Consider the following 15,045-nt stretch of genomic DNA (forward strand, 5'->3'; position numbering starts at 1 on the left):
TCCCCGCCATGGCGGGGAGAAGACTATGCAGCCTTGAATGCTATGAATTCTATGCATCTATGTGCCCGCCCGGAGGGTTGGACGGGGTTTGAAAATAAGTTTATCATTAATAAATTTTAAACCGGATGGATTTCAAAAAAACGCCCGCTAATATTATCATTTTTGGCGGTTCGGGGGACCTGGCCTGGCGCAAGCTGATCCCCGCCTTTTATAATCTTTTCATTTATGGTTATATGCCGCAGCAATTTGTTATTTATGCGGTGGATTACCAGGAGCTGCCCGAAGCCGCTTTTTATAAACATATGCTAGAGGGCATTAATAATTTTTCAAGAAGTGGAAAAGCCGACCCTGCACAATGGAAGCAGTTCATAAAAAAACTGCATTTTGTGCCGGGCGATTTTACCAAAGCCGATATATACACGCAGCTCAAAACTATTTTAGCTCAAAATGACAAAGATTGGGGATTACGGGCTACCCGGTTATTTTATTATTCTGTGGCGCCCCGGTTTATCGAGACCATTTCCACTTCCCTTTCCAAATTCAAACTGGCGCCCCAGGCTAATAGGGACCGCATCATTGTAGAAAAGCCTTTTGGCTCGGACCTGGCTTCAGCAAAGGCTTTGAACAAATTACTTGAAAATAATTTTAAGGAAAAACAGATCTGCCGTATCGATCACTACCTGGGTAAGGAAGTGGTGCAGAACCTGCTGGCCTTTCGTTTTGCCAATTATATTTTTGAACCGCTGTGGAATTATCACTTTATTGAGAACATACAGATAACAGTAGCTGAGGAGGTAAGTGTGGGTGCCCGCGGTAGTTATTACGATAAAGCCGGTGCGCTGCGCGATATGATCCAGAATCATTTGTTGCAACTGCTTTCGGTAGTGGCCATGGAGAGCCCCATCGGGTTAAGTGCGGAAGATATCCGCAACGAGAAGGTAAAGGTGCTTAAAAGCGTACGTCCTTTTACGGCCAAAAGAGTTGAATCGGATGTCGTACGCGGACAATATACCGCCGGGGAAATAAATGGCCAGCCGCAGCGGGGATACCTGGAAGAAGATAATATCGCCAAAAACTCCGCCACTGAGACCTATGTGGCGGCCCGGTTCTTTATCGACAATCCCCGCTGGAAGGGTGTTCCTTTTTATTTACAAACGGGCAAATGCCTGGACAAACAATCCTCCCTCATTGTGGTTAACTTTAAAGATTCGCCCCATAAAATTTTTAAAGACGATGTAACATCCAACCAACTGCTCATCAGCATTCAGCCGGAGCAGGAAATTTTATTACTGTTTGAAGGAAAAGTGCCCGGCCCTTACATGAAATTAAAGCCGGTGGAAATGGATTTTACCTATAAAGAATCTTTTGCTGAACAACCGCCGGAAGCATACGAAACTCTTTTATTAGACGCTTTGGAAGGCGATGCCGCGCAGTTCATGCGTGCGGACCAGGTCGAAACCGCCTGGGCTATTGTAATGCCTATTTTGAATCAATGGGCAAAAGATGGAAAAAAAGGTTTGGAGAAATATAAGTCCGGAAGCTGTGGCCCCAAAAAGGCAGCACTATTGATAAAAAAAGACGGTTTTAATTGGGTGGAGCTTCCCGCACCCGGTGCACAGGACCGCACCCCTTGTACAGAACGGAGAAAAAATATAAAATCATGAGTACCCCCGTAAAATTGATTTGGAAAGATAAAGAAGCATTAAGCCTGGCAGCAGCTTATTATTTTGTAGATGCCTGTGCAAAAAGTATCGCCACTAACGATCGCTTTACCGTGGCTTTTTCTGGTGGCAGCACGCCCAAACGCTTGTTTGAGCTATTGGCTCTGCCGGAATTCAGCAGCAATATCGACTGGAAAAAAGTATTTATTTTTTGGAGCGACGAGCGCTTTGTGCCCCATACCAACGATGAAAGCAATTATAAAACCAGTAAAATAGCGTTACTCGACCACGTAAAAATTCCGAAGAAAAATATTTTTGTCACACCCACTAAAGGAGAACCTGCGGCATGCGCAGCGGAATATGAAGCCAGTGTAAAAGCCGTGCTGGGTAAGAGTGCTTCATTTGATCTGACACTTTTAGGCATGGGCGATGATGGCCATACCGCGTCCTTATTCCCCGGTACCACTATTTTGAGCGAACAAAAAAGGCTGGTGAAAGAAGTTTGGGTAGAAAGTAAACAAACCTGGCGGATCAGTTTTACCTACCCGCTTATCAATAAGAGCAAACAGGTGATGCTTCTTGTAGGTGATGCCAATAAATACCCTGTGCTTAAAAAGATATTTGCCAAAAACGCGAAGTACTTGTTTCCGGTACAGGGGGTAAATCCTGCAAAAGGACAAACGATCTGGATGCTGGATGAAGCGGCGGTTACGGGGCAGTAATATTATTAAAAGTGAAGGTGCAACTACAACGCGTCATCTCAAGGAGCGCTCGTCCAGGTAATTCTTCAACAAGAATGCGTCATCCCGACGAGGAAGGCTTTGCCTGACGAGGAGAGATCTTATGCTTAAAAATCTACTGTAACTTACTTTACTGCTACGAGCACGAGATCCCTCTCTCCGCTGCGCTCCATTCGGGATGACGGTACTGTAGAGAGATTGCTCTTACTTGCATACAATCGTATAAAACACAATGATTAATAACGTTGTGCACACGGCGTTACACCTCTGTACGCTTTGCGGTTATATATACTACACAAAAGTCCAACTTTGCTTAAAGTATTCCGGCTGTATAAACGTCTTTCTAAGAACAATACTTCTTTTTTTACTTAAGCTGATCCGCCATGAAAAAAATAATTCTTTATTTATCCGTTATTACCGCTTCCGGCCTGCTGATGGTTACTGTTTATAATTCAATGATAGATGCCCGTGTCTGGAGCGCCGATATACCCAGGTCTGTTGAAGCGGCAAGGATTTATTATAGTCATATTGACCCCCGAACTTTTTTCCAATTTATTGCACCCCTAAACCAGTTGCTGGTGCTTTTATTGATTATACTATTCTGGAAAGACCAGCGGTTGCGTCTTTATTTTTCCCTTTCCTTCTTTCTTTATGCGCTTATCTTTTTGCTGACTTTATATTATTTCGTTCCGCGCGATGTGCTTATTTTCTCCTTAACAAGCAAGGCAACTGCAGCAGAAATGAAGGAGGCTCTTATGCAATGGCAGGTTGTGAACCCAGTAAGATCATTGTTGGGCTTGGCAGGAATATTTTTTACCTGCCGGGGTATACATCATTATTATGTTCATAAAAGAGCATAATATTCTACCAGCTCATTTGGCAAACGGATCAGGCGACGGTAGCTTGTTTCCCGGTTACTATATTTTAAGGCGTCATCCCGACAAGGAAGGCTTTGCCCAGGTAATTCTGCAATAAGAACGCGTCATCTCAAACGAGGAGGGCCCCGCCCGACGAGGAGAGATCTCGTGCTCAAAAAACGTATTGCAACTTGTTTCACTGCTACTAGCACGAGATCCCTCTCTCCGCTGCGCTTCGTTCGAGACGACGGTGCTATGGAAATAAGATTGCTTCCATATTCCCTTTGATCAATAACAAAAATTCATGTACATCATCTGCGGGCGCCCTGAATCCTAAAACCCAAACCAGGAGCCCTTTTCAATCCCCACATACCAACCATCTTCCCGTTCTTCCACCGGGTAGGTTTTCAGCGGGTAGCCTTCACCTGTTGTATTTTTACCCGTTTCCAAATTGAATTTATAACGGTGTAGCGCACAAACAATATCCCCCTGCACGTTCACATAGCCGTTCACCAATGGGTGAGCGGCATGAGGACATTTGGCAGTGCAGGCAAAGAGCCGGTCCTTTACCCGGGCGATACACAGATGCTTCCCTGCCACTTTTATTTCCGCCAGGTTTTCGGCATTAAAGTTCAGTTCATTAGGGTGCAGGGCAATGAGGTGCCATTCCCGTTGTTTGTTCATAGTGCTAAAGTTAAAGCGAAACAGAACAGACCTGTGAGGTTTTTATACGGCGCAGCGCAACCCTCGCAGATTTTTTACTATTCACTAATAAAATAGCGTCTTATACGGATACCGCACCTGGTATAATTCCTTTACTTTATTTAAAATGGTAGACCGCAGGCCTTCTACATTTCTGCGTTCCGTTGCCGATACAAATACGGCATTGCCATCGGTTTCGTTGTTCCACCGGTCGTATAAATCCTGCAGAATTTCTTTTTTGGTATCGGCGCCCAGCCATTCATCAAAAGTATTTTTTTCGTAGAGGTCCATTTTATTAAAAACAGTGATCACGAGTTTATCGCCGGCTTTCAACTCCTGTAAAGTTTTGTTTACCACCGCCATCTGGTCCTCATATTGCGGATGTGAAATATCAATTACATGGATCAATATATCCGATTCCCTTACCTCGTCCAGCGTGCTTTTAAAGCTCTCAATCAGATGATGCGGCAGCTTGCGGATGAACCCTACCGTATCGCTTAACAGAAAAGGCGTGTTCTCAAAAACCACTTTGCTGGTAGTAGTATCCAGGGTAGCGAATAATTTGTTTTCGGCAAATACCTCCCGTTTGCTCAGCAGGTTCATCAGCGTACTTTTGCCCACGTTGGTATACCCCACCAGGGCCACGCGTATAAATTCGCCACGGTTTTTTCGCTGGGTTGCAGACTGTTTGTCTATTTCCTTTAAACGGTTGCGCAGCAGTGAAATCTTTTCACGTACAATACGGCGGTCGGTTTCGATCTCCGTTTCACCCGGCCCCCGGGTACCAATACCACCTCCCAAACGTTCCAGGTGTTTCCACATCCCGCGTAAGCGTGGTAAAATATATTGGTATTGGGCCAGCTCCACTTGCGCTTTTGCTTCTGCGGTTTTTGCCCTTCGGGCGAAAATATCCAGGATCAAATCTGAGCGGTCGATGGTCTTGGTATTGATAACCTTTTCAATATTATTGAGCTGCGCCCCCGTAAGCTCATCATCAAAGATCACCAGGTTAATACCGTGCGAAATAATATATTGATTGATTTCTTCCAGTTTTCCCTTCCCTACAAAGGTGCGGGTGTCCGGGTGCGCCAGTTTTTGAATAAACCTTTTTTTCGTTTCGGCGCCGGCCGTTTCCGCCAGAAACGCCAGTTCGTCCAGGTATTCATTCACCTGCTGCTCGGTTTGCTCTTTGGTAACCACCCCAACAATAACGGCGGTTTCCGTTCCCTGTATTACATTTTTTTTGTCTAGCATTAGCCGGCAAAGTTAGCGTAAAGACCTGTAAGGTTTTAGGAAACGTTACAGGTCTTTTATCTCTGGCTGGCAATCAGCAGGTTCAGATCCGTATATTTCAGATCAAACCGCTGACTCAAATAAAAATTGGTGAGGTGGCCGCGGAACAGGTAAATACCGTTCCGGAGATGTAGCTGGTGCCATACCAGCTTTTCAATGCCGCCTTCATCGCCCGCTTCAACCAGCAAGGGGGTTAATACATTGCTGATGGCCTGCGAGGCTGTGCGCGCAAAGCCGGAAGGAATATTGGGTACACAATAATGGATAACGCCATATTTCAAAAAGATCGGACTTTCATGAGAAGTCACCTCCGAGGTTTCAAAACAACCGCCGCGGTCAATGGTGGCATCAATGATCACGGATCCCTGGCGCATACCGCTGACCATTTCTTCCGTAACCACCAACGGGCTCCTTCCCGATTCATTGGCCAGGGCCCCCACCGCCACCTCGCAGGTCTTTAATTGTTTGGCCAGCAACTTGGGCTCCAGTACGGAGGTCCACAACCGGTGGCCGATCGCGTTTTCCAGTCGTTTTAACCGGGAAATATTGCTATCGAATAATTTTACAGATGCCCCTAATGCCAGTGCAGCGCGGGCTGCATACTCTCCAACAATACCTGCACCGATGATGACCACTTTGGTGGGTGCAATACCGGTGATACCGCCCAACAACACTCCTTTTCCGTAGTTCGCGGAACTCAGGTATTGCGCTGCGATAAGCATTACAGAACTTCCCGCAATTTCACTCATGCTGCGCACGATCGGGTAATTATCGGTATCGTCTTTCAGGTTCTCAAAAGAAAGCGCGGTGATTTTTTTCAGCATCATGGCGTGCAGCACTTCCCTTCTCAAAACAGATAAATGCAAGGGTGAAATAATGATCTGTCCAAATTGGAGCAGCGACAGGTCTTCTTCAATCACCGGTGCGCTTTTTAAAAGAATGGGGGCCTTAAACACCTCTTCCCGGGAGTAAACGATTTTGGCCCCGGCCTCGCTGTATTCCGCATCTCGATAGTGGGCCGCATCTCCTGCATTGTGCTCCACCATTACGGAATGCCCGTTATTCACCAAAACAGCAACCGCATCGGGTGTAAGGGAAACCCGGTTTTCCTGGAAGGCGATTTCCTTGGGAATGCCGATAACCATACCGCCACCTTTTACGCGGATATCCAGTGTTTCTGCCTGGGTTTCATAACTGAAGGAGGTACTCACTATGGCCTTTATCTTACTCATAAAAGATTTATACAGAAAAACTCTAAATAACGATCCGATTGAATGTTCAGCAACCCGGTTTTTCATTTATCGCCCCAGGCGATAGAATAAGGATTCGAGGCGAAGGACGCTTCGAATAGCTGTGACGCCCCGAATAGCTGCGGTTAGCAAAGTTAATTTATTTTGGGAGTATTTCTATTTTCCTGTTTTGGTCATCCACTACAGAAACGGACACAAACAAGGTTGCTTCCGGGAACAGGTCGGGTGCTTTTTCGGGCCATTCCACAAAACAATAATGTCCGCTGTACAAACAATCTTCCACACCGGCCCTCACCGCCTCTTCTTCATCCCGTAACCGGTACAGGTCCATGTGATAAACAGAGCCCGGCTTACCACTATCGGCAAACTTGTATTCATTAATAATAGAGAACGTGGGGCTGCTTACCATATCTTCCACTTCCAATATCTGGCACAAAGTGTAAATAAAGGTTGTTTTTCCTGCCCCCATCTCCCCGTAAAAGGCCACTACCTTTTTATCGCCCAGGTTTTCCAGCAGCCAGCTAGCGGCTTGTATGATATTGCTCAAAGAAAATACTTTTTCCATAAGGCAAAGATAACTCAAGAGCGAATTAGTAGCGGGGAAGCCGGTACTACTTTTGAAACAACCCTTCAATAACTTCCAATAAAAAGGTTGCCGGAAATTTCCGGCAACCTTTTACCTGTTCACCAACAAAACTAAGATTTTATTATTTAGGACCGCCCTGGCCGGGAGTGCTTCCCGAATCACCGGTACGGCCTTTTTCTTCATCCAGGCCGGTCTTACGTTGCCTTGCCGCTTTTATCTGCGCATTACCAAAACGGTAGGTAAAGTTGAGTTTAAACTGGCGGCTTTCCCAGTTGGCATTTACATTTACCATTTGCCCGGCATAATTACTGCTTCCCCTGAAATGCATGGTCTTAAAGATATCACTTACAGAGGCCTTCAATGTGCCCTGTCCTTTTAATACTGTTTTCTGCAATCCGGCATCTACAAAGCCCATTGCCTTTCCTTTAAACGCACCCTGCCATACAAAAGGAGAGATATATAAGGTGCTCAGTTCTGCCGTCCAGGTCTTGGCGAATTTCAGCGTACTCTGCGTAAAGAGGTTCATTGCAAATGCATCAGCATTGATCTCCCTGTTCGGCCCGTAATTGGCTTTAAACTTTGAATAGTTAGAGCTCAGGTTACTAAATAAGCTGTAAGACTTATAGCTGAAAGGATAACTGATATTCAGGCTTACCACATCCTGTGATGCCAGGTTTTTTGTTGTCTGGAAGGATTTTGATTGATCGGTTACATCCACGATCTGCGCAAACAGGTCTTTCACGTGGCTGTAATTTAACGTAGTATTCAATTTATATTTATACGTATAGGTAATGCCAAAACTATTAGTGTACTGGGGCGTCAGGTTGGTATTCCCCTTTTGATAGGTATAATCGTTTAGCGCCATTACAAAAGGATTGAGGGCGCTATAGTTGGGCCGGTCAATGCGCCGGCTGTAGGTAAAGTTCCACTGCTTCATCGGGTTTTTGTTGATCGTGAGCGCCGCACTGGGGAACAGGTCGGTATAATTCCTGTTTAAACTGGAATCATAGGGAACATACTGATTACTGTTATTGTCCCACACCTCACCGGTTGAGCGTCCATGAGAATGCGTATTCTCTGCCCGTAGCCCTGCCTGTACCATAAACCCTTTGTACTGGCGGTTATAATTCACATAGGCTGCATTCACATTCTCTTTATAATCGAATTTGTTGCTGTTGTCGCGATCGAACTGCGCGGGCGTAACATTGTTATTAAACCGCTGAAAATTATTATCCGTATTTACCCACCCCAGTTTAAAGCCATAGCCCAGCGTACCTTTTAAAAACCGTTGCTGGTAATCTGTTTTTATGGAATAAATATCGATGCCGGTAGGGGTATACATACTGTACAGATTCTTATCTATTATAGTGCCGCCGGTTCCCTGGTAATAGATGTTTGAAATATGCTGGTCTGTATTATTATCGTACCGGGCATAATCCAGGTCCACATTCAGTTCGTGGCCGCTGGTATCGGCATAGCGGTAGTTACCATTCAGGCTGTAGTTATTTCTTTTACCATCAGCGGAAGTATTGGCATACAGGGTACGGTCGGTAATGCCGGTTGATTTGGGCGTGATCGTCATAGGTCCTGTGCTGTAAAACCCATTACTGCTCAATACAGAATTAGCCACAATGCCGACGGTGCTTTTCTTATTGATATAATAATCGACCCCGGCTTTTATATTATGGCTATGCAATTTATTCTTCAGGTTCGTATGCTGATCAAAAATAGAATCTGCAACATCGCGGTAAAGCTGCACGCTGTTGGCATTTAAACCCTGGCTGTAATTATAATTGCCAAAAATGTTGAATTTTTTTGTCCGGTGGTTTAGAGAGATCCCGCCATTGTATTTACTGTAGATCCCAATGTTATAGCCTCCTGTAACGGTACCATTCGTACCCAGTGTTTTATCTTTTTTGAGTTTGATGTTGATAATGCCCGCATTACCGGATGCTTCATATTTTGCGGAAGGATTGGTGATCAGCTCAATACTTTCGATACTTGAAGATTGCAGCGAGCGCAGGTAGTTGCCCAGGTCGGATCCTTTTAAAGGACTGGGTTTACCATCTATATAAACCTCCACACCGCTCTTTCCCATCATGGAAATATTGTCATCCTTATCGACAATCACCCCGGGAGAGCGTCGCAGCAGATCTATACCGTCATTACCGGTAGCATTGATGGTGCCTTCCACATTCACTACCATTTTGTCGGCTTTTACCTCAACCAGTGGTTTTTTTGCCGTAACCACCACACCAGCTAATTGGGTGCTGGCTTTTTGTAAAATGATAGCATCCAGCTTTACAGCCGTTCCGTTATAATCGAATGCTTGTGAATAAGCGGGTGCATAGCCCACATTGGTGGCCATCACCAGGTATTTTCCGCTGGCAGTCGTTTCAAATGTATAGCTTCCGGATTTTGTCGCGTTTAATTTTACGATGGACGAATCTTTGGCTTTTAATAAAGAGACGGTTGCTTTATCGATTGATTTCCCGGTTTCATCCTTTACCGTTCCTGAGATCTGTTGCGCCTTTGTGGTGATCTGGCAGGCTAGCAGCAGTGCTAATGTAGCAAATAGTTTCATAATTTTTTTTGTTGGTTTGTGTTTTATCCGGCAAATCTATTACCCTTTTAGCAGTATATAGAAACGGATTCCGATAAACGGTAACTAAGCTCCGATAAATGGTTGTTTTTTCCGGGTGAACAGATCCGGATATTGTTTCCGGGGTTAGTTTCCCCCACTCTTTACCCGGTTTTGCTCATCCCCGGCACCGCCGCGGCGGTTGCGGACGGGGGCAATATTATTTTTACCGAATTTATAGGTAAAGGACACATTAAACTGGCGGCTGTCCCTGGTATTTTTAAGGTCTGTATCCACAATCGCGTATCGTGCGTAACCGCTGAACACCTGGGTTTTAAAAATATCACGAACGCCAACTTTTACCGTTCCTTTTTCTTTCATCACTTTATAGGATAGTGCGGCATTTAATGCGCCCATGCTGTTGGATACCATCAGCCCTTCTGTGGCCTTGCTGCGGTACCAGCCGCTCAGTTCAAAGGCCCATAATTTGGCAAAAGTCATGGTGGAGGTTCCATTACCGGTAAACGAAGTGATCTGTATCCTTACCGGGTAATTTTTTCGCCCGTCATTGTACAAGCCCTCAAAGTCATTATTATACAAATTGGTATACAGGTTCAGGTTCCACCATTTGGTTACAGGAAAATTGGCCGTAACAGCAATGCCCAGTTGCCGCATCTTGCTAAAGTTTTCATTGGTCTGAAAGGTCTTATCCCCTTCCTGCTTCAATAACTGAGTAATAATATCATTGGTAACTGTATAGTTCAGGGTGGTGGTCAGAAATTTCTTAAACGTATGGCTTAACTCAATGTTATTGGTAAACTGGGGTTTCAAATAGGGATTCCCCTTGCCAAATGTCAGCGAATCCAGAAAATACACAAAGGGGTTCAGGTTATCATAGTCCGGGCGCGTGATCCGCCGGTTGTAGCTTATATTGAACTGGTTTTTATCATTCGCGTTAAAACCTATTGCTACTGTGGGAAACAGGTTGGTATAATTGCGTGTAAAAACCGAATCGCCGGTGATCAGATCCCCTTTCGAGCTGGTGTTCTCCACCCGCAATCCACCCGTCAGTTCCCATTTTTTTGCTGATTTTGAAATCGTGGCATAGGCCGCGTTGATGTTTTCCTTGTAAATAAAATGATTGCTCCGGGCCAGGTCCGGGTACCAGCCGGTGCTGGTATCGCGCTGATATTCCACGCGGTTATTGGTATTTACAAAACTTGTTTTGATGCCAGCTTCCAGCTTTGTTGTTTTATTAAAGGGATGCACATAGTCCGTTTTAAAGCTGTAAATATTAATTTCAGAAGGCTGATGTCCCAACAGGTTCACGATGTTCCCGTTTTGAACATCCTGAGCGTCCAATGCCTTTGTTTGCAGGGTTGCCAGCCCTTTGTTATTGTAATAAGCCTGGTCCAGGTCTATAGATAATTCTTTACCGGTCGAATCAAAACTGTGCTTGTAATTCAGGTTGGTGGTTACATTATTAAAGTTGCCCGTATTTTTTCCTATGGATAAAAGTTTGTAGTTGATCGCTCCATCGGGGTAGCGAATATTGGACGGGCTGTTCTGCTCTTCATTCCACTGTCCGAACCCACCGTTCACCACGAAGCCCGCCACATCTTTTTTAGTGAAATTATAATCCATCCCCAGTTTCAGGTTATTATAATTGCCAAAATTGCGCCGGTCCGAAGCCTGATCGGATGTGCCGGTGACCGTGCTGATTGCAGGATCAATGAATTTCCGGTTCAGGTAAAGCACGCCTTTGTTGTCCCAATGACCGCCTTCGTAACCGCCAAAAATATTCAGCTTATCGTTTCGGTAGTTGATATTCAGCCCTGCATTATAGCGCGGATAAAAGCCCTGGTCGTAACCAACGTTAGCCGTGCCGTTCATGCCTTTTATGGTGCCCTTTTTTGTTTTGATGTTGATGACCCCTGAATTACCCGCGGCATCATATTTGGCGGGCGGCGCTGTCATGATCTCGATCTGATCCAACTGGCTGCTCTGCATACTCTTTAAAAAATTGGTCAGTTGCTGACCGCTCATATAGGTCGGCTTTCCGTCAACGAGAATGGTAACGCCTGCTTTCCCCTTCAGACTTACATTTCCGTCATTATCTACGGAAATGCCGGGCGATTTCTCCAGCAGCTCCAACACATTTAACCCTGCGTTGCTTGGTGACGCATCCACATTTACCACCGTTTTGCCGGCTTTCACTTCAAAGGGAGGTCTTTTGGCTATGACCACCACACCTTTCATTTGAGTAGTTGTTTTTTCAAGAACGAGGGTGTCGATTGTAATAGCTGATTGATCCAGTTTTATAACTGATGAATACACAGGTGTATGCCCAACACTGGAAGCCAGAATAAGGTAGCTGCCTGCTTTTATCTTATCAAAACGAAACAATCCGTTTTTATCAGTAGCCGTTGTGGTGATGGTGGCAGAATCCCTTGCCTGTAACAAAGAAACGGAAGCTTTTTCCAAGGGGGTATGATCGACGCCCGCGACCGCCCCTGAAATACGTTGCGCATGCGCCGTTGTTTGCATCGCAATCAAAAGAAATAGTGCTGGTACTCTCATAAATTTAATTAGCCTTTTTATTAGCGGGGCAAAATTAGGCCGGTAAGGAATGCGGCTGTCATTTATCCTGTTAATACTGTTCATGAGCTCTTGTTTTTTTGTTCAATGGTCTTATTGAGCGATAAAAGGAATTAATTACCCCCGCTTTTTACCCGGCTTTGCTCATCGCCCGCGCCGCCGGTTCTGCGCCGCGCCGGGGCAATATTGTTTTTCCCGAATTTATAGGTGAATGAAATATTGAATTGGCGGGCATCTCTTCTTCTGTCATTCCTCACATCGATGTCCACATCCGCATAGCGGGAATAACCACTGAAGTTCTGTGTGCGGAAAAGATCCCGTACCCCTATTTTAATCGTTCCGTTTTTGTTAAGGATCTGCTTGGCCAGGTCAATATTCATAGCGCCCATTTGGCGGCCGATCATCAACCCTTCCGAGGCGCTGGTAGTATACCATCCGCTGAGCTCAGTGGTCCAGGTTTTGGCAAAGGTAAAGCTGCTGCTCAGGTTGCCGGAAAAACCGCTTACATTCAGCTTCACGGGAATATTTTGCGTGCCGCTATTGTATAGCCCGTCGTAGAGGTTATTAAACACATTGGTGTACACATTCAGATTCCACCATTTTTTTATTTGCTTATTGGCTGAAACGGAAAGCCCCCATTGCCTCCGCCTGGCAAAGTTTTCCTGTGTTTGGAAGGTGGTTTTCTTATCGGTGTTCTGCTTCAGTATTTGGGTGATAATATTATTGGTTTGAGTGTAATTAACGGTAGTAGTTAAGAAATGATTGAACGTATGGCTCATTTCAATATTATTGGAAAATTCGGGCTGTAAATAAGGATTCCCCTGGCCATAGGTGAGTGAATCCAAAAAGAAGATAAACGGGTTCAGGTCTTCATAATCGGGTCGGCGGATCCGGCGGCTATAACTCATGCTCAACTGGTTCTTGTCATTTACATTATACACCACCCCTGCATTGGGAAACAGATTCGTATAGTTTCTTTTAAAGCTGGAATCATTTTGCATTTGTTTTCCCTCTGCGTTGGTATTCTCCAGCCGTAAACCCGCGGTAAGCTCCCATTTTTTTATGGTTGCCGTTAAGATCGTATAGGCTGCATTAATATTTTCTTTATAAATAAAATGATTCGTCCGCTGGTTGTCCATATACCATCCGGTACTGGTATCGCGCAAATAGTTAACGTTATTATCAGTATTTACAAAGCTGCTTTTCACCCCTGCTTCCAGTTTCATGGTTTTACTGAACGGATGTACATAATCTATTTTGCCACTGTATATTTTTATGAGGGAAGGGGTATTGCCGTTTAACAGAACGGTATTACCCCGTTGCGTATGGTCTGGGTTAAACACTCTTGTTGACAGGGTATTATTGCCCTTGCTTTCATAATATCCCTGGTCAAGATCCATAGAAAGTTCTTTCCCCAACGAATCAAAGCTGTGCTTATAATTCAGATTAGTGGTTATATTTTTTGATTTATTGGAGTTAAAAGCCTCTGATGCCAGTATCGTATTGATCGTTTTATCTACGTCTCTCAGGTTCGACGTACTGGTCAGCCAGTTTTTCCAGGGGTTACTATTTCCGCTTACGACGATGCCCACTACGTCTTTTTTTGAAAAGAAATAATCCATTCCCAGTTTCGCATTGTGCCAGTTGCTTCTATTATGCCGTGGGCTCACCTGGTCTGACGAGCCGGTAAGGGCACCGTTTTTATAAAAATTGCGATTAATGCTTAAAGAGCCCATTCCTTCCCAGGCCCCCCCATTATAACTGCCAAATACGTTCACCTTATTATAGCGGTAGTTCAGGTTAAAACCTCCATTATATTTCGGATAAAAGCCCTGGCCATAGTTAAGGTTTACATTTCCGTTCAGCCCGCGCACGGTTCCTTTTTTGGTTTTTATGTTGATCACCCCTCCGTTGCCTGCCGCATCATATTTTGCAGGTGGGTTCGTCATGATCTCGATCTGATCCAATCCGCTGGCCTGTATACTTTTTAAAAAGGCCGCAAGATTGGTTCCGCTGAGATAAGTGGGTTTCCCATCGATCAATATCAGCACACCGCCCTTTCCTTTCAAACTTATATTATCATCATTATCTACAGACACTCCTGGGGATTTTGCCAGGATCTCCAGCACATTTAACCCCGCGTTGGAAGGAGAGGCTTCTACATTCACTACCGTTTTGCCGGCTTTTACTTCCACGGGCGGCCGTTTTGCGGTAACCACTACCCCGGCAAGCTGCGTGCCGGCATTCTGCAATATGATTGGCGGCACTGCCATGGCCTCTCCTGAAAACGTAATAGTATCTGAATATTTTTTTGCATACCCTACCGTCGATGCCAAAAGCAAATAGTGGCCCTGCGGTACTTTGTTAAACAGAAAACCGCCGTCCTTACCAGTAGCTTTCATTATTATTACAGAAGAGTCTGCTGCTTTTAAAAGCGCTATGGATGCTTTTTCCAAGGGCTTATGCTCTGTGTCTGTTACTTTGCCGGACAGATGCTGCGCATGTGCTATAACGCTCCATAAACTAAATCCCAGCAGAATTATTTTTCTCATTATGTTATTGTTATGGCAACAAAACTATTCTTATGCGCCGCCTTTGACCATCGATTTCCGGTAAATGGGGCAAAACATCCCCTAATTGGGATAAAACGCCATTTAAGTGGTCGGGGCCGTCAGGGTATATTCTAACTGCACTAAATCACAAAGTCGAAAAACCGGTAAAAATGTTACAACTGCGGGATCACTTTTGATAGAATTTAACAGGAGGCAAAAATTATT

Annotated in this window: 10 protein-coding genes; 3 read left to right on the forward strand and 7 right to left on the reverse strand. The window is 44.9% G+C overall.

Annotated features, from left to right (window positions below):
- Positions 1 to 125: 125 nt before the first annotated feature.
- The 3 genes from zwf (at position 126) to NIASO_RS12645 (ending at position 3,261) form a co-directional block, all read left to right on the forward strand.
- Positions 126 to 1,664 (forward strand): glucose-6-phosphate dehydrogenase, encoded by a 1,539-nt coding sequence (gene zwf / locus NIASO_RS12635; RefSeq protein ID WP_008586369.1) that lies wholly within the window; start codon positions 126 to 128, stop codon positions 1,662 to 1,664.
- Positions 1,661 to 2,383, forward strand: coding sequence for a 6-phosphogluconolactonase (pgl, locus tag NIASO_RS12640; RefSeq protein WP_008586371.1), 723 nt, complete (start codon positions 1,661 to 1,663; stop codon positions 2,381 to 2,383). Before zwf ends, pgl begins: the two co-directional genes overlap by 4 nt.
- 401 nt (positions 2,384 to 2,784) lie before the next feature.
- Complete coding sequence (locus tag NIASO_RS12645) at positions 2,785 to 3,261, forward strand: anthrone oxygenase family protein (protein WP_008586373.1); 477 nt, start codon at positions 2,785 to 2,787, stop codon at positions 3,259 to 3,261.
- Between the two features lie 330 nt (positions 3,262 to 3,591).
- Here NIASO_RS12645 and NIASO_RS12650 read toward each other — a convergent pair whose 3' ends face one another.
- The 7 genes from NIASO_RS12650 to NIASO_RS12680 all read right to left on the reverse strand — a co-directional run bounded on the left by NIASO_RS12650 (position 3,592) and on the right by NIASO_RS12680 (position 14,820).
- Positions 3,592 to 3,942, reverse strand: coding sequence for a Rieske (2Fe-2S) protein (locus NIASO_RS12650; RefSeq protein ID WP_008586375.1), 351 nt, complete (start codon positions 3,940 to 3,942; stop codon positions 3,592 to 3,594).
- Between the two features lie 84 nt (positions 3,943 to 4,026).
- The gene (hflX, locus tag NIASO_RS12655) at positions 4,027 to 5,214 is read right to left on the reverse strand and encodes a GTPase HflX (RefSeq protein ID WP_025298943.1); all 1,188 of its coding nucleotides are present in this window, start codon (positions 5,212 to 5,214) and stop codon (positions 4,027 to 4,029) included.
- Positions 5,215 to 5,270: 56 nt separating this feature from the next.
- Positions 5,271 to 6,485, reverse strand: a complete 1,215-nt coding sequence (locus tag NIASO_RS12660) for an alanine dehydrogenase (RefSeq protein WP_008586378.1) — start codon at positions 6,483 to 6,485, stop codon at positions 5,271 to 5,273.
- A gap of 157 nt (positions 6,486 to 6,642) precedes the next feature.
- The gene (gene tsaE / locus NIASO_RS12665) at positions 6,643 to 7,068 is read right to left on the reverse strand and encodes a tRNA (adenosine(37)-N6)-threonylcarbamoyltransferase complex ATPase subunit type 1 TsaE (protein ID WP_008586380.1); all 426 of its coding nucleotides are present in this window, start codon (positions 7,066 to 7,068) and stop codon (positions 6,643 to 6,645) included.
- Between the two features lie 142 nt (positions 7,069 to 7,210).
- Complete coding sequence (locus NIASO_RS12670; protein ID WP_008586382.1) at positions 7,211 to 9,673, reverse strand: outer membrane beta-barrel protein; 2,463 nt, start codon at positions 9,671 to 9,673, stop codon at positions 7,211 to 7,213.
- Positions 9,674 to 9,817: 144 nt separating this feature from the next.
- Positions 9,818 to 12,250 (reverse strand): TonB-dependent receptor, encoded by a 2,433-nt coding sequence (locus tag NIASO_RS12675; protein WP_157547235.1) that lies wholly within the window; start codon positions 12,248 to 12,250, stop codon positions 9,818 to 9,820.
- Positions 12,251 to 12,381: 131 nt separating this feature from the next.
- Positions 12,382 to 14,820 (reverse strand): TonB-dependent receptor domain-containing protein, encoded by a 2,439-nt coding sequence (locus NIASO_RS12680; protein WP_008586385.1) that lies wholly within the window; start codon positions 14,818 to 14,820, stop codon positions 12,382 to 12,384.
- Between the last annotated feature and the right edge of the window lie 225 nt (positions 14,821 to 15,045).

Source organism: Niabella soli DSM 19437, assembly GCF_000243115.2.
In the GTDB taxonomy this organism is placed as follows: domain Bacteria; phylum Bacteroidota; class Bacteroidia; order Chitinophagales; family Chitinophagaceae; genus Niabella; species Niabella soli.